This window comes from Pseudomonas baetica (genome assembly GCF_002813455.1).
GTDB lineage: Bacteria > Pseudomonadota > Gammaproteobacteria > Pseudomonadales > Pseudomonadaceae > Aquipseudomonas > Aquipseudomonas baetica.
This window is the reverse complement of record NZ_PHHE01000001.1, coordinates 2,659,712-2,676,022: the sequence shown is the minus strand read 5'-3', so window position 1 is coordinate 2,676,022 and position 16,311 is coordinate 2,659,712. Positions and strand designations below refer to the sequence as shown.

Genomic DNA, 16,311 nt, shown 5'->3' with positions numbered 1-16,311 from the left:
TCTCCTCAAATCCCCTGTGGGAGCGGGCTTGCTCGCGAATGCGGTGGATCAGTCGCCATCAACGTTGAATGACACACCGCATTCGCGAGCAAGCCCGCTCCCACATTGGAAAGGTGTTTGCAGTTTCAGCGGCCGAGGTAAACCTCGATCACTCGCTCGTTTTCCTGCACCTGCTCAAGCGATCCTTCGGCCAGTACGCTGCCCTGGTGCAACACGGTCACATGGTCGGCAATCGAGCCGACAAAGCCCATGTCATGTTCCACCACCATCAGCGAATGCTTGCCGGCCAGACTCTTGAACAACTCGGCGGTGAACTCGGTTTCGGCATCGGTCATCCCCGCCACCGGCTCATCGAGCAGCAACAGTTGCGGGTCTTGCATCAGCAACATGCCGATCTCGAGAAACTGCTTCTGCCCGTGAGACAACAACCCCGCCGGGCGATTGACCGAAGTGGTCAGGCGAATCGTCTCCAGCACTTCGCTGATGCGGTCTTTCTGCTCACCACTCAACCGTGCGCGCAAACTGGCCCACACCGACTTGTCGGTCTTCTGCGCCAGTTCGAGGTTTTCAAACACACTCAGCGCTTCAAACACCGTCGGCTTTTGGAACTTGCGACCGATGCCGGCCTGGGCGATCTGCACTTCGCTCATCTGCGTCAGGTCGAGGGTTTCGCCGAACCACGCCTTGCCATGGCTGGGGCGGGTCTTGCCGGTGATCACGTCCATCAGCGTGGTTTTACCGGCGCCGTTGGGGCCGATGATGCAGCGCAGCTCGCCGACGCCGATGTACAGGTTGAGATTGTTCAATGCGCGGAAGCCGTCGAAGCTGACGCTGATGTCTTCAAGTGTCAGGATCGTGCCGTGGCGGGTATCGAGCCCCGGGCCGACGCGTTGGCCGAGGCCGATGGAATCGCGGCTGGTGCCGGCGTCCTTGTTCGGCTCGACGGGGAAAAAGGCTGGCTCCAGCATGAATTCAGCGCTCGCCGTGACTCTCATGATTCACCTCGTTTCTTCAGCAGACCGATCACGCCTTTAGGCAGGTACAGGGTCACGACGATGAACAGCGCGCCGAGGAAAAACAGCCAGTATTCCGGGAACGCCACGGTGAACCAGCTCTTCATGCCGTTGACCACACCGGCGCCGAGCAACGGGCCGATCAAGGTGCCGCGACCGCCGAGGGCGACCCAGACCGCCGCTTCAATCGAGTTGGTCGGCGACATTTCGCTCGGGTTGATGATCCCGACTTGCGGCACGTACAACGCCCCGGCCAAACCGCACAACACCGCACTCAACACCCAGACGAACAGCTTGAAACCACGCGGATCGTAGCCGCAGAACATCAGACGGTTTTCCGCATCGCGCAATGCTGTCAGTACTCGACCGAACTTGCTCTGCGCCAGGCGCCAGCCAATGAACAGACTCGCCACCAGCAGCAACACCGTGGCCAGAAACAGCACCGCGCGAGTGCCGGGCTCAGTGATGCCGAAACCCAGAATCGTGCGGAAATTGGTGAAGCCGTTGTTGCCGCCGAACCCGGTCTCGTTGCGGAAAAACAGGAGCATGCCAGCGAAGGTCAAGGCCTGGGTCATGATCGAGAAATACACGCCCTTGATCCGCGAACGGAAGGCGAAGAAACCGAACACCAGCGCCAGCAAACCCGGCGCCAGCACCACCAGGCACATGGCCCAGACAAAACTGCTGGTGCCGGTCCAGTACCACGGCAATTCGCTCCACGACAGGAAGGTCATGAACGCCGGCAAGCCATCACCGGCGGCCTGACGCATCAGGTACATGCCCATCGCATAACCGCCGAGGGCGAAGAACAAGCCGTGGCCGAGGGACAACAGACCGGCGTAACCCCAGACCAGATCCAGCGCCAGGGCGACAATGGCGTAGCAAAGAATCTTGCCGACCAACGTCAGGGTGTACGCGGAGACGTGCAGCGCGCTGTCCGGTGACAACAGCGACAGCAGCGGCAATGCGATCAGCAAGGCGAGGATGACTACGCCAACTGCAATCGTGACTTTGGGGCCGGCCTTTTGCGTGGCCGTGACTAATAGAGGCTGGTTCATCAGTCGATCACCCGTCCTTTCAGTGCGAAGAGGCCTTGCGGACGTTTCTGGATAAACAGAATGATCAGCGCGAGGATCAGGATCTTGCCGAGCACCGCACCGATCTGCGGTTCAAGAATCTTGTTGGCGATACCGAGGCCGAACGCCGCGAGCACGCTGCCGGCCAACTGGCCAACACCGCCAAGCACCACGACCAGGAACGAATCGATGATGTAGCTCTGGCCGAGATCCGGGCCGACATTGCCGATCTGGCTCAGCGCTACACCGCCGAGGCCGGCGATGCCCGAACCGAGGCCGAAGGCGAGCATGTCGACGCGCCCGGTCGGCACACCGCAGCAGGCGGCCATGTTGCGGTTCTGGGTAACTGCGCGAACGTTGAGGCCTAACCGGGTCTTGTTCAGCAGCAGCCAGGTGAGGACAACCACAAACAGCGCGAAGGCGATGATGACGATGCGGTTGTACGGCAGCACCAGATTCGGCAGCACTTGAATGCCGCCGGACAGCCACGCCGGGTTTGCCACTTCGACGTTCTGTGCGCCGAACAGCAGGCGCACCAGTTGAATCAGCATCAGGCTGATGCCCCACGTCGCGAGGAGGGTTTCCAGTGGTCGGCCGTAGAGGTGACGAATCACCGTGCGCTCCAGCGCCATGCCGATGGCGGCGGTGACGAAAAATGCGACCGGCAATGCGATCAGTGGATAGAACTCAATGGCCTGCGGTGCATAACGCTGGAACATCAACTGCACCACATACGTCGAGTAGGCGCCGAGCATCAGCATCTCGCCGTGGGCCATGTTGATCACCCCGAGCAAGCCGAAGGTGATCGCCAGACCGAGTGCAGCCAGCAGCAGAATCGAGCCGAGGGACATGCCGCTGAACGCCTGACCGAGCATTTCGCCGATCAGCAGTTTGCGTTTGACCTGAGCGAGGCTGGTTTCGGCGGCGGTACGCACATTGGCATCCGCTTCGACGCCGGGTTCGAGCAAGCCTTCTAGGCGCGTGCGCGCCAGTGGATCACCGGTTTCGCCAAGCAGGCGCACGGCCGCCAGACGCACCGCCGGATCGGTATCGACCAATTGCAGATTGGCCAACGCCAGGCTCAGGGCGGCGTGGACGCTTTCATCTTTTTCACCCGCCAGTTGCTGGTCGAGGAATTTCAGCTGCGCGGGTTTCGCGCTTTTCTGCAATTGCTGCGCGGCGCTCAGACGGATTTTGGCGTCGGCGGCGAGCAATTGGTGGCTGGCCATGGCGGTGTCGATCAGACCCCGCAGGCGGTTGTTCAGGCGCAGGGTTTTGGCTTGGCCGTCGATGGTCAGTTCGCCTTTTTGCAGGGCGTTGATCAGTTCGATACGGGTCGGATCGGGCTGCGCGGCCCAGGTTTCGAGCAGTTTGGCCTGCTGCACGGGATTGGCCGCGACGAAGTCTTCGGCGTCGCCGGCAAAGGCAGCCATCGGCAACAGCAGTGCGATGGCGAGGATGAAGCGGTAAAGGGTAGTCGGCATAAAGAATCGCCTTGCGCGGACTAATGGTGGGAGCGGGCTTGCTCGCGAAAGCGGTTGGTCAGTCGACTGACATGTTGAATGTGAGTCCGCTTTCGCGAGCAAGCCCGCTCCCACAGGTGGATTGTGTCGGCCTCACGCCAAGCGCAAGGCTGACACCCAATGGCTCAGTTGCTCTTCACCGCATAATCCGGCTTCTTGTCGTTGCCCTGAATGAACGGGCTCCACGGCTGGGCGCGGATCGGCCCTTCGGTCTGCCACACCACGTTGAACTGACCGTCCGCCTGGATCTCGCCGATCATCACCGGTTTGTGCAGGTGGTGGTTGGTCTTGTCCATGGTCAGGGTGTAGCCCGACGGTGCAGCAAAGGTCTGGCCGGCCAGCGCTTCGCGAACCTTGTCGACGTCGGTGGACTTGGCTTTTTCAACCGCTTGCGCCCACATGTGGATGCCGACGTAAGTGGCTTCCATCGGGTCGTTGGTCACCGCTTTGTCAGCGCCGGGCAGGTTGTGTTTCTTCGCGTAGGCTTTCCAGTCAGCGACGAATTTCTGGTTCTGCGGGTTCTCCACCGACTCGAAGTAGTTCCACGCCGCGAGGTTGCCCACCAGCGGTTTGGTGTCGATGCCGCGCAGTTCTTCTTCGCCGACCGAGAACGCCACGACCGGTACGTCAGTCGCCTTCAACCCTTGGTTGGCCAGTTCTTTATAGAACGGCACGTTGGAGTCGCCGTTGACCGTGGAGATAACGGCAGTCTTGCCACCGGCCGAGAATTTTTTGATGTTGGCGACGATGGTTTGATAGTCGCTGTGACCGAACGGGGTGTAGACCTCTTCGATGTCTTTGTCGGCCACACCTTTGGAGTGCAGGAACGAACGCAGGATCTTGTTGGTGGTGCGCGGGTAGACGTAGTCGGTGCCGAGCAGGAAGTAGCGCTTGGCGCTGCCGCCTTCTTCGCTCATCAGGTATTCAACCGCCGGGATCGCCTGCTGGTTCGGCGCTGCGCCGGTGTAGAAGACGTTCGGCGACATCTCTTCGCCTTCGTATTGCACCGGGTAGAACAGCAGGCCATTGAGTTCTTCGAACACCGGCAGCACCGATTTACGCGATACCGACGTCCAGCAGCCGAACACCACGGCAACCTTGTCCTGGGTCAGCAACTGCCGACCCTTTTCCGCGAACAGCGGCCAGTTCGAGGCCGGGTCGACCACCACCGGTTCCAGCATCTTGCCGTTCACGCCGCCCTTGGCGTTGATCTCGTCGATGGTCATCAGCGCCATGTCTTTGAGCGACGTTTCGGAGATCGCCATGGTGCCGGACAACGAATGCAGAATCCCGACCTTGATGGTCTCGGCGGCCTGGACGGTCCAGGTCATGCCCATCGCGGCAATGGATGCCGTGAGTGTGAAAGCCTTGATCAAACTGCGACGCTTCATTGTGCGATCTCCATGAACGTTAAAGTTTTTTATGGTTGGCAGATGCGGACGACTGAAGGGTGTTTTGCAAGGGCTGTGCCCGGTCGGGGATGGGCAGGAAAATGTCGGTTTAGAGCGCTTGCGCGTGGGTTGGGTGCACCATGAAGGAACGCTCGTGGAGCGTTGGTGCAGGCGGCCGCGCCAGATTGGGGCGCGATCTGGTGGTAAACAAAAATCAAATGTGGGAGCGGGCTTGCTCGCGAAGGCGTCGTGTCAGTCACCTTATCCATTGACTGCCACACCGCTTTCGCGAGCAAGCCCGCTCCCACAGTTTTGAAAGGTGGAGCGTCAGCGACGGCGCATCAGACCGATGAAGAACAGCCCGCCGATTGCGGCCGTGGCGACGCCGATGGGCAAGTCTTCGGGAGCGATCATTGTGCGGGCGGCGACGTCGACCCAGATCAGAAACACACTGCCAAGCAGCACGCACACCGGTAGCAATCGCCGATGTTCGGCACCGACCAGACGCCGGGCAATGTGCGGCACCATCAGTCCGACAAAACCGATCGAGCCACTGATCGACACCAGCACCCCGGTCATCAGCGAGGCAATGACAAACACCCGCAAACGTACCGACCGCGCGTTCAGGCCGAGGGTGACGGCGGTCTGTTCGCCGGCCATCAACGCGTTCAACGGGCGGGCCATGCCCAGCAGCAAGATCAACCCGAGCAACACACTGGCCGCTGGCACTGCAAGCAACTCCCAGCGCGCCAGACCGAGGCCGCCGAGCATCCAGAACATCACGGCCGAGCTGGCGCGGTGGTCGCCCATGAACAGCAGCAGATTGGCGATCGCCATCATCACGAACGACACCGCCACACCGCAGAGCAACAAGCGGTCGCTGTCGAGCCGGCCATGGCGACTGGCGATCGCCAACACCACCAGCATGCTTAGCAAGGCGCCGATAAACGCCGCAATCGGCAAGGTCAGCAGGCCGATGATTTCACCGACATGCAGCACCACGATCACCGCGCCCAGCGTTGCCCCGGAGGTGACGCCAAGCAGGTGCGGATCGGCCAACGGATTGCGCGTCACCGCTTGCAGCACCGCGCCGATCAGTGCGAGGCCAGCACCGACCAGCGCACCGAGCAACATGCGCGGCACGCGGATCAGCCAGACGATGTGTTCCTGCCCGGCGCTCCAGCTCACTTCGCCGAAACCGAACGCCTTGTGCAGCAGGATCCGCCACACCACATCCACCGGCACCCGCGCGGGCCCGAAGCCCAGCGAGACCACGCACGACAGCAACAACACGGCGCCGAGGGCGATCAGCAACAGGGCGTAGCGACGGTTGATCATTCGCCGTGGAAACCTTTGGCCAGGGTTTCAACGGCCAGCACATTGTCGATGCCCGGTGTGGCTTGCACATAAGGGATGACAATGAAGCGTTGGTTTTTGATTGCATCCACCGATTGCAGGGCTTTGTTCTTCAGCAGGAATTCAATCTTTTGATCGGCGGTGATTTCGCTGTAGTCGACGATCACGATCACCTGCGGATTGTGCTCGACCACGGTCTCCCAGTTGACCCGCGTCCAGCTCGCGTCGACGTCATCGAGAATGTTGCGCCCACCGGCCGCGTCGATCAGCGCTTGCGGCATGCCGAGGCGGCCGGAGGTCATGGCACGGTCTTCACCGCTGTCGTAGAGGAACACCCGCGGCTTTTCGGCCGGCAGGTTTTTGCGCACTTCGGCGACTTGCGCCTGCATCCGGGCAATCAGCGCATTGGCGCGATCCTGCACGTCGAAGATTTTGCCGAGGTTGCGCAGGTCGTTGTAGGTGTCTTCAAGCGAGGCGGCCGGGCGTTTCATCACGAAAGCGCAGGACTCGGTCAGCTCATACACGTTGATGCCCAGCGGTTGCAGGGTCTGCGGCGTGAGATCACCGCCCACGCGCATGCCGTAATCCCAGCCGGCGAAGAAGAAATCGACGTTGGCGTTGAGCAGGGTTTCCACCGACGGATACTTCGCGGCCAACTCCGGCAGGCCGTCGAGCAGCGACTGCATCTCAGGGGTGACCGACTTCCAGCCACTGACGCCGCTGTAACCGGCCATCCGCGATTTCAGGCCGAGGGCGAGCATCATCTGGGTCATGTTGATGTCGTGGCTGACCGCGTGTTTCGGCGCTTGCGTGAAGGTGACTTCACGGTTGCAGCTTTGCACCGTCAGCGGGTATTTCGTGGCCTCGGCCAGCGCTTGGGCACTGCACAACAAAAGAGCGACGCAAAGCAGGGAACGCACAGTCATGGTCGGGTTATCCAGGTGATTCGCGGGTAGCCGTGAAGGGGGTGGGAGTCGATCAAGGCGTCGACGCCGAAGACGTCGCGCAGCAGTTCAGTGGTGAGCACTTCTTGCGGTGTGCCGCTGGCGACGATGCGACCGTGATTGATCACGTACAGTCGGTCGCAGAACGCGGCGGCCAGATTCAAATCGTGGATGCTGGCGAGGGTGCCGATCTGCAAGCGTTTGACCAGTTGCAGCAGTTCCAGCTGATAGCGCGGGTCGAGGTGGTTGGTTGGCTCGTCGAGGATCAGCAGTTGCGGTTGCTGGGTCAGGGCGCGGGCGAGGATTACGCGCTGTTTTTCACCGCCCGACAGCGTGGCGAAGGCGTGGTCCTCGAAGCCTTCGAGGCCGACTGATTTGAGCGCCTGTGTTGCGAGGTTTTGATCCTCAAGGGTTTCGCCGTCGAACAGGCCTTTGTGCGGCGTGCGGCCCATGGCGACCACTTCTTCGACGGTCAGGCCGAAGGCGTCGGGGAACTCCTGCAAAACCACGGCGATGCGTTGTGCGCACCAGCGTGAGGATTGTTTCCACACGTTGTGGTGACCGAGGTTTACCTCACCGTGTTCCGGCTGACTGAAACGGTAGGCGCACCGCAGCAGACTGGTCTTGCCGCTGCCGTTGGGGCCGATCAGACCTACAAACTCACCGGCGGCCACGCGCAACGAGGCGTCACGCAGCTGGAACTGGTGATGGCAGTGGCCGTGGCCCAGGGGTGTCCAGGCGAGGTTGGCGATTGTCAGTGAGGTCATCTTCTACTCTGAAACATCGGGTGCTGCTGATGACGCCTTCGCGAGCAAGCCCGCTCCCACAGTGGAACGCATTTCAATGTGGGAGCGGGCTTGCTCGCGAAGGGGCCGGTGAATCAAAAGGTGTAATCAGCAGTGATAAAAAACGACCTCGGCTCGCCGAGGATCCACTGCTGCCCGCCATTGTATTGGCTTTGCGCATACCGGCGGTCAAACAGATTGTTCACCTGCAACCCCAGGGTCGTGTTACGCAAGGCCTGCCACGACATTGTCGCATCCACCACGGTGTAGCTCGGCAGCTCATTGCGATTAGCCATATCAGCGTAACGTGCATCGACATAGCGCACGCCCGCACCGGCCTTCAGGTCATCGGTAAGTGCTTTGTTCAGCCACAGATTCGCAGTGCGTCGTGGCACGTCCACCGGGCGATTGCCGTTGTACGACAGGGTCTGCCCGTTCACCACTTCGGAAAAATCGTCGTACTTCGCCTTCACAATCGCCGCGTTGGCCAGCAGTTGCCAGGCGTGCGGCAATTGCAGATCAAGGCTGGCTTCCAGACCGTTGGACGATTGCTGGCCGACCTGCTGCTTGAGCGTCGGATTGCCCGGGTCATCGGTCAGCAGCTTCTTCTTGACGATGCGATACGCCGCCAACGTGAACTCGCCGCGCTGATCCCAGAACAATTGCTTCAGGCCGATTTCCGTCTGCCGGGCCGTCGACAGATCGTATTGCTGCTGGCTCGGGCTCAGTGAAACAAGCCCGCCGATGCCATCGGTACTGGTCGCGACCTGGCCATAGAACGAAGTCTCGGGCGTCAGCGCAAACACCAGCCCGGCCTTCCAGTTGTTGCCGGTCAGGGTCTTGTCGCTTTGGCTATCGTCGACCAGATTGTTGCGATCCACGTGTACATAGTCGCGACGCACGCCGGTCACCAGCGACCAGCGCTCACTCAATTGCGTGCGGTTTTCGGCGAACACCGACATCTGTTTGGTGGTGCTGTCGAACTGGTCGCGGTATGGATTGCTGCTCTCGAAATAGCCTGGTTGCGGATGATGCAGATCCAGCGGTTGGCCATTGGGCAAGACATCGTTGAACGGCGAGTTGCTGTCGAGCTGGAAGCGGATGCGGTTGTAGTCGACGCCGGTCACGGTCTGGCTGTCGAGGCCGAACAGCGAATGCTTGAAGGTGAACGTCTGACGATCGCCGACTTGCTCCTGCTGGTGGCCGATGCCGAAGTAACCGCTGCGGCTCAGTTGTTGGCTGCCCGCGTCGAAGTTGTAGTTCTCGGCGTTCTGCCAGCGGCGCTGGGCCTTGAGGTAGTAAAGCTCGTTGCTGGCGCTGACGGCATCATTGATCTGCCAGTCGCTGGTCAACCGCGTCCACTGATCGTTGTAGTGCTGTTTGTCGTCGCGCACGTTGTAGTTCTTGTTGCGCAGGCTGTCCTTGAAGTGGCCGTTGATCAGCGGGGTGCCGAAGTAGTTTTGCGGACGCTGGTCGCCGTAGTCGTGGGCGAGGGTGAAGGTCAGATCATCAGTGGCCTGCCAGCGCAGGGCGGCGCTGATGAAGTCGCTGGACGAGTCGCCGCGATCGATCCAGCCGTTGCTGCGCAGGCGATTGAGATTGAGGCGATAGCTCAGGGTATCGCTCAGCGAACCACCGCTGTCGAAGGCCTGTTGCTGGCTGTCGTAGGAGCCATAGCCGAGGCGCACATGGTTTTCGATTTCGCCTGCGAACGGCTTTTTCGGGATCACGTTGACCACCGCGCCGGTCGCGCCTTCGCCGTACAGCACCGAAGCGGGGCCGCGCAGCACATCGACGCGGTCCACCGACCAGGTGTCGACCGGAAAGGTCACCGTGCCCATGCCGCTGTACATCCGATTGCCGTCATACAGCTGCATCACCGAACTCTGCCCGGCAAAACCCCGCGCCTGTAACGATGTGCCGCCATCGCCCGGCGTGCCGGTGCGGCTGATGCCGGTGCTGCGCGACACGGCGTCCTGCACGCTGCGATCACCCCGGACGCGGACCTGCTCGCCGCTCAGGCTCTCGACACTGGCCGGGGTCTGCATGGCGCTGAGGTTCAGGCGCGAGCCGGCTGTGGTCGCAGTGGTGAGGCTGACGCTTTCGTCGTCAACTGCCGGCGCAGTGATGCTGCCAGTAGGCAGGGTCAGTACTGGGCTATCGGCATGCGCGCTGTTCATGGCGAACAGACAGAGGCTGGACAAGAGGTACTTGTTCATCGGGGTGGAGAATCACTTCTTCAAAAGAAAGCCCGCAGCTTTTGGCTGCGGGCAGAATGGCAAATTCGCGTTATACAGTAACACTAAGAATTACCGGATTATAAGCCCCGGCATTCTATAGAGCTGCCTAAAACGCGCATCTCGCCTGATTCATGATGAAGGTGAGGCAGATTCAGCTTGCCGACCAAGTCGCGACAACAGCAGGCGATCAAGCAACCACACCACCACCAGCGAAGCCCCCACCAACGGGAAAATCACCGCCAGCGCCAGCATGATCACCACCCCGGTTTTCCATTTCGGCAAGTCATGACGCAGCGGCGGAACGCCGAATTTGCCCTGTGGCCGGCGCTTCCACCAGATCACCACACCACTGACGGCGCTGAGCAGGATCATCAGGCAGATCAGCAGCACGACAATCTGGTTGAAGGTGCCGAACATCTTGCCTTCGTGCAGCATCACGCCGATTTCCGTGGCGCGGGCCACTGTGCCGTACTGCTCGAAACGCACATCGGCGAGGACTTTTCCGGTGTACTGATCGACGTGCAGGGTCGCGTCGTTGCGCGGGTCGTCAGCGAATACGGCGATAGTGAATACACCGGTAGCGGTGGTCGGCAGGGTGATGCTGTAGCCGGGTTCGACCTGGCGTTGAGTGGCGATGTCCTGCACGGCTTGCAGGCTGATGGTTGGCGCGGCGGGGCCTGCATTTGCGCTGCCGTGGGCCATGTGTTCGGCGTGGTCGCCGGACATCGGCATCGGTGTGTTTTCCATCGCCCATGGCACGGTTTGGCGGGTGGCACTGTTGAGGCTGCGCGCCTCGACGTCAGAGGTCGGCACGTTGTCCCACATGGCCGCCGGGAACACGTTCCACACCTGGGCGTATTGCTTGCCCCAGAAGCCGGTCCAGGTCATGCCACTGAGCAGCATCACCAGCAACAGGGTCGCGCCCCAGAACCCGGTGACCGCGTGCAGGTCACGCCACAACACGCGGCCGCGACTGTTCAGACGTGGCCACAGAATTCCCGCCGCCTGACCGCGCGGCCACCACAGGAACAGCCCCGACACCACCAGCACCACGCCCCAACCGGCGGCCATTTCGATGAGTCGGTCACCGACAGTGCCGATCATCAATTCGCCGTGAATGGCGCGGGCGATGGCTTGCAGATTCTGCTTGGCATCCTGCTCGCCGAGGATGTCGCCGTGGTATGGATCGACGAAGACGTTGAGTTCGTGGCCGGCATCTTTCACCACGAATTGCGCACTGCGCTCGGCGTTAAGCGGCGGCAGGTACTGCGTGACCTGACCTCGTGGGTAAGCGCTTTTCACCCGTTGCAGCAAGTCATCGGCCGGAACCGTGTGATGGCCGGCCGGAACGTTGAGCAGGCTGCTGTACATCAGCGAATCGAGCTGGGGTTTGAACAGGTAAATGATGCCGGTCAGGGCCAACATCACCATGAAGGGCGCGACGAATAAACCGGCATAGAAATGCCAGCGCCAGGCCAGATTGTAGAAATTGGGTTTGGGCTTTTGCATCACGTTTGCTCCGCTTGGCTTGGATCTTTTAGTTGTTTATTCAGGTTGCTACACCGCATTCCCTGTGGGAGCGAGCCTGCTCGCGAAGGGGACGTCACATCCAACATCGATGTCGTCTGGCACGACGCCTTCGCGAGCAGGCTCGCTCCCACATGGGTGGGTGTTAGAAACTCATGTCCACCTTGGTCCAGAGCGTGCGCCCCGGCTCATTGATGGCTTGCGGGTCATTGGCCGGGTAGCCGAAACCGGCGTTGCCCGCCAGGTTCAGGTGTTCGGCGTAAGCCTTGCCGAACAGGTTGTCGACGCCGCTGCTGACCTTCCAGTTCTTGTTGATCCGGTAGGCACCGTTGAGCGAGAACACGCCGAAGCCCGAACTCTTGTCGTAATCCTTGCCGACCACGTTGCCCTTGTTCTGATCGATACGGTTTTGCTTGGCCACCACCCTCCAGAGTGCGCCGGCGCTCCAGTTGTTTTCGCTGTAGGTCAGGCCGAACCGTGCATCGAGCGGCGGCATTTGTGGCAGGGCCGAGCCGTCGCTGCTGTTCTTGCCCCAGGCGTAAGCCAGGGTCGCATCGGCTTTCCAGTTATCGGTGAGGTTGTAAGCCGCACCGAGTTCACCGCCCATGATTCGCGCGTCGATGTTCTCGGCGCGCGAAGTGCTCATGCCCATCATCGTCGGGGTGTAGTCAAAGAGGATGTAGTCACGCACCACACCGATGTACCCAGAGGCCCAGGCCTCAAGATCGGCACTCTTGTAGTTCACGCCGAAATCCAGCTGGGTGGTTTTTTCCGGTTTGATCGAGTCGAACGCATTGACCGAACCGGCAGGGCCGGACTTGGGCGAAAACAGCTCCCAGTAATCCGGGAAGCGCTGTGCGTGGCCGAGGCCGGCGTAGAGCGTGGTCGGGCTGTCGGCCAGGTCATGCTCGTAACGCACGAAGCCGCTGGGCAATGTGTCGGCACGGGTGTTGTCGGCGGTCGGGTTTGGGCGAGCCATCATTCGCGAACCGCTGGTTTGCCGGTAGTCCTTGGCTGAAGCACGGTCGATTCGAGCGCCGGTGATCAGCCGGTCGCGGTCGGCGGCGTACCAGGTCATCTCGCTGAACACGCCGTAGTTGTGGAAATCGGCGTCCTTGTTGCGCGGTACGTCCTTGTAGGTGTCGATGCCCATTGCGCTGCGCTGGCGGTGTTCATTGGTCTGCGCGTCGAGCCCGGTGATCAGTTGAATGTCAGCCCAGCGCCAGGTCGCCTTGATACGCGCGCCGAGTGTGCGGCGGTCGACGTTGGACGCCATGGGACCTGCCATCATCCCGGTGCCGGACGGCGTGCGCAGGGTGTAGTTGTCCATCACGTGGTCGGCGTAGTTGTAGTAGATATGCGCCTCCAGCGTCTCCAGTACGTCGGTGATGTTGGATTTCTCCATGCGCAGGCCGAGGCTCTCGCGCAGGAACTGTGAACCGTCCATGCCGCGCCCGGCGTAGCGAGCCTCGCCGTCGCCCTTGCCGGCAGTCAGCTCGATCAGGGTATCGGCGTCCGGGGTCCAACCGAGCGCCACGTCGCCGTTCCACTTGTCATAGCGCGAGGCGACGATGTCGTTGTTGCCGTCGCGATAATCGTCGGAATGCGCGGTGTTGCCGATTACCCGCACGTAACCCAGCGGCCCGCCGGCAGCGGCATCGATGACCTTGTCGAAGCGCCCGTGGGAGCCAGCCAGAATGCTCGCGTTCACCCGCGTGCCGAGCTCGCCAAAGCTCTCCGGCTCGCGGTCGAACAGAATCGTGCCGGCCGAGGCACCCGGGCCATACAGCACGGTTTGCGGGCCTTTGATCACGGTGAGTTTGTCGTAGGTTTCCGGCGAAATGTACGAGGTCGGCGCGTCCATGCGGCCGGGGCAGGCGCCGAGCATCATGCTGCCGTTGGTGAGGATATTGAGGCGCGAACCGAACATGCCGCGCAGCACCGGATCACCGTTGGTGCCGCCATTGCGCACCAGGGCGAAGCCCGGAATGGTTTTCAGATAATCGCCGCCATCACTGGCCGGCACCGGTTGGCGTGGGTCTTTGGGGTTGGTGACGATGGTCAGTGGCGAACTGGGCGCAATGGCGGTGATCACCGTCGGGCTCAGTTCATCCGCGTGTGCGGTGTGATCATCGGCCAGCACCAATGGGGACAGCAGGACACCGCAAAGGACGGCGCTCGCGTGCCTGAAACGAATGCGCGATTCGTTCAAAGCGAAGTTCGCCTGAGCGCAGCTCAGACGTGGAACAGCAGAAAACCTGGACATGACAATTTCCATCAAACAGTCGTAAACGACACGGCCGGCAGCCTGAAGCTGTCTTCTCAACCGTGTGTAATCAGCGGTGGGTGATTAGGCTGCGACGGGCGGGGCGCGGGTGCGGGCGCCGGGGAAGAAGGTTTGCCGGGCATGGCCCAAGCGTGGGGAGGGCGGGGTGATGGTGTTGGCGTGGGCGATGCTGAATGCGGCGAATGAACCACCGCCGGTCAGCGCCGGGCAATTGAACAGCAGGCTGCAATAACCGCACTTTTCCCACATGGCATGGTGCGAGGATTGCGGCGGGCAGTGTTCGGCGGAAGGCTTGGCGTCGTGCCCCGAGTGCTCCATGCCGGGCATGTCCATCGACATGTCCATGCTCATCGGCATGGAGGTCGAGGCGTGTTGATCCATCGGCATCGACTGAGAAATCAGTGGGCCGATAAAGATCATCAACATGGCGAACAGGGCGATCCAGCTGCCGCGAGTCAGGTGTTCAGCCTGACGGCGTTGCAAGGATGGCCTGGCGCGCGACGGGCGCATGGGCGTCGTCAACCGGAGCGGTTATTGAGCGTGCGCGTGGGCCTGCGTGGTTTGCGGTGGTTTCTTCTGCACGGCGACTTCGACCGTCACGTTACCGGCCTTCTCGAAGTGCATCGTCAGCGGGAAGCGTTTGCCGTCGCTGAGCAGGCTGCGGTCTTTGAGCTCCAGCAGCATCACGTGATAGGCCATCGGTGCGAAGGTCACTTGGCCGCCGGCGGGCACCGACACGTTCGGCACCTGTTGCATCTTCATCAGATCGCCCTGCATGACGTGCTCGTGCAGCTCGGCTTTGCCCGAGATCGGTGAGTCGACGCTGAGCAAGCGGTCGTCGGTCTTGCCGGGATTGTTGATCACGAAGTAAGCGGCGACAGTCGGCGCATTGGGCGGCAGTTCCTGCGACCACGGGTGCGCGATTTCCAGCTCGCCAGCCTTGTATTCGTGGGCATGGGCGAAGCACGCCGGCAGCAACAGCGCAGCGATGACGATGAATTTGTTCAACATGGCAGTTCTCCAGAACGATTTGAAAACGCAGGTCAAATGCGGGAACAAATCAAACCAGAGGGGAAGCGCGGGGATTAAGACTCGGCCATTGCTGGCGCGGTGTTGGTGTTTGCAGAGAGGCGGGCGCCACGCTGCGATTGCTTTCGAAACGGGCGAAATACAGCTGCGGCGAATGCCCCGGCAGCGCCACCAGCGGCGCTGACCCCGAGCAACACCAGCAATGCTGCATGTTGGAATGGTTGTCGTCGGACGGGGCTTGCTGATCCGTGGTGCCGATATTGATCGCCACCATCTTCGTCCCGCTGCCGGTGCAGAAACTGCTCCAGAGCAATTGCTCGGCCGGTGAATTGGCCACCTGCGCCATCGCTCCCGTCATCGGCATGGCAAGCATATTGAACAGCACTGCAAAGCAGGCGATCCAGGCAATGGCTAGCCGGTGTCGGTTCATGGGACAGATCCGTTGGGTGGGCGATCAGGCGCGGCTATTTAGCCTGATCAGGGCCGATAAGTAAAAAAGCGTCGTGCGGTTTGGTGTCGCAGAGTGCTCACTGAGCGACAGCGTGCAATCTCAAACCCAAGGCTTTCATGACTTTCATGATAGTTGCGAATTCGGGATTGCCAGTGCTGCTCAGCGCTTTATAAAGACTTTCCCGGCCCAAGCCAGCATCGCGTGCCACTTGGGTCATGCCCTGAGCTCTGGCAATATCATTGAGTGCTGCCCGTATCAGCACTCCATCACCCGCATCTTCGTCAAAACACGCGTCGAGGTATGCGGCCATTTCTTCGGGTGTTTTAAGAAATTCTGCAGCGTCGAAACGGCTGAATTTTTCGGTCATGACTTACTCCTCATTTCCGATGCTTTGCGCCATCTGTATGGCGCGTTTGATATCTCGTTTTTGTGTCGACTTGTCGCCCCCGATCAGTAGCAAATAAACCACCTCGCCTCGGCGTGTGAAGTACATCCTGTAACCAGGGCCGACATGTACACGCATTTCATAAACGGTGTCGCCTACGAACTCGCAATCACCAAAGTTTCCGTGCTCCGCCGCTCGCAGTCTGGCGATGATTCGAGCTTTGCCGATGGTGTCTTTCAAACAGTCGAGCCAATCGGCGAATGTGCGGGATCGTTCAAAGTCGATCATGTCTGGATCGTATTCC

The 16,311-nt window shown here is 60.8% G+C and carries 15 protein-coding genes; all 15 read right to left on the bottom strand.

The features are described from left to right. Positions 1 to 125 precede the first annotated feature (125 nt). Positions 126 to 995: an urea ABC transporter ATP-binding protein UrtD gene (urtD, locus tag ATI02_RS12180; protein WP_008078129.1), complete on the bottom strand. Its 870-nt coding sequence runs from the start codon at positions 993 to 995 to the stop codon at positions 126 to 128. After that, the gene (gene urtC / locus ATI02_RS12175; RefSeq protein ID WP_095188279.1) at positions 992 to 2,071 is read right to left on the bottom strand and encodes an urea ABC transporter permease subunit UrtC; all 1,080 of its coding nucleotides are present in this window, start codon (positions 2,069 to 2,071) and stop codon (positions 992 to 994) included. Before urtC ends, urtD begins: the two co-directional genes overlap by 4 nt. Beyond that, positions 2,071 to 3,573, bottom strand: a complete 1,503-nt coding sequence (urtB, locus tag ATI02_RS12170) for an urea ABC transporter permease subunit UrtB (RefSeq protein ID WP_100846399.1) — start codon at positions 3,571 to 3,573, stop codon at positions 2,071 to 2,073. Before urtB ends, urtC begins: the two co-directional genes overlap by 1 nt. Positions 3,574 to 3,737: 164 nt before the next feature. Beyond that, positions 3,738 to 5,003, bottom strand: a complete 1,266-nt coding sequence (gene urtA / locus ATI02_RS12160) for an urea ABC transporter substrate-binding protein (RefSeq protein WP_095188277.1) — start codon at positions 5,001 to 5,003, stop codon at positions 3,738 to 3,740. Positions 5,004 to 5,330: 327 nt separating this feature from the next. Continuing rightward, entirely contained in the window at positions 5,331 to 6,341 is a 1,011-nt protein-coding gene (locus ATI02_RS12150) for a FecCD family ABC transporter permease (RefSeq protein ID WP_095188276.1), read from the bottom strand. Further along, positions 6,338 to 7,285: an ABC transporter substrate-binding protein gene (locus ATI02_RS12145; protein ID WP_100846398.1), complete on the bottom strand. Its 948-nt coding sequence runs from the start codon at positions 7,283 to 7,285 to the stop codon at positions 6,338 to 6,340. The genes ATI02_RS12150 and ATI02_RS12145 overlap by 4 nt, the downstream gene beginning before the upstream one ends. Then, entirely contained in the window at positions 7,282 to 8,070 is a 789-nt protein-coding gene (locus ATI02_RS12140; protein ID WP_100846397.1) for an ABC transporter ATP-binding protein, read from the bottom strand. Before ATI02_RS12140 ends, ATI02_RS12145 begins: the two co-directional genes overlap by 4 nt. A gap of 113 nt (positions 8,071 to 8,183) precedes the next feature. Then, positions 8,184 to 10,307 (bottom strand): TonB-dependent receptor, encoded by a 2,124-nt coding sequence (locus ATI02_RS12135; RefSeq protein WP_100846396.1) that lies wholly within the window; start codon positions 10,305 to 10,307, stop codon positions 8,184 to 8,186. 150 nt (positions 10,308 to 10,457) lie between these two features. Then, positions 10,458 to 11,837, bottom strand: coding sequence for a PepSY-associated TM helix domain-containing protein (locus ATI02_RS12130; protein ID WP_100846395.1), 1,380 nt, complete (start codon positions 11,835 to 11,837; stop codon positions 10,458 to 10,460). A 163-nt stretch (positions 11,838 to 12,000) separates the two neighbouring features. Beyond that, complete coding sequence (locus ATI02_RS12125) at positions 12,001 to 14,121, bottom strand: TonB-dependent copper receptor (RefSeq protein ID WP_100846394.1); 2,121 nt, start codon at positions 14,119 to 14,121, stop codon at positions 12,001 to 12,003. Positions 14,122 to 14,205: 84 nt separating this feature from the next. Next, positions 14,206 to 14,652, bottom strand: a complete 447-nt coding sequence (locus ATI02_RS12120; protein ID WP_100846393.1) for a DUF2946 domain-containing protein — start codon at positions 14,650 to 14,652, stop codon at positions 14,206 to 14,208. A 21-nt stretch (positions 14,653 to 14,673) separates the two neighbouring features. Further along, the gene (locus ATI02_RS12115; RefSeq protein WP_100846392.1) at positions 14,674 to 15,153 is read right to left on the bottom strand and encodes a copper chaperone PCu(A)C; all 480 of its coding nucleotides are present in this window, start codon (positions 15,151 to 15,153) and stop codon (positions 14,674 to 14,676) included. A 49-nt stretch (positions 15,154 to 15,202) separates the two neighbouring features. Next, complete coding sequence (locus ATI02_RS12110) at positions 15,203 to 15,601, bottom strand: DUF2946 domain-containing protein (RefSeq protein ID WP_100846391.1); 399 nt, start codon at positions 15,599 to 15,601, stop codon at positions 15,203 to 15,205. A gap of 97 nt (positions 15,602 to 15,698) precedes the next feature. Further along, complete coding sequence (locus ATI02_RS12105; RefSeq protein WP_095188267.1) at positions 15,699 to 15,989, bottom strand: addiction module antidote protein; 291 nt, start codon at positions 15,987 to 15,989, stop codon at positions 15,699 to 15,701. 3 nt (positions 15,990 to 15,992) lie between these two features. After that, positions 15,993 to 16,295 carry a type II toxin-antitoxin system RelE/ParE family toxin gene (locus ATI02_RS12100; protein WP_095188266.1) on the bottom strand — a complete coding sequence of 101 codons (303 nt, stop codon included), beginning with the start codon at positions 16,293 to 16,295 and terminating at the stop codon, positions 15,993 to 15,995. Positions 16,296 to 16,311 lie beyond the last annotated feature (16 nt).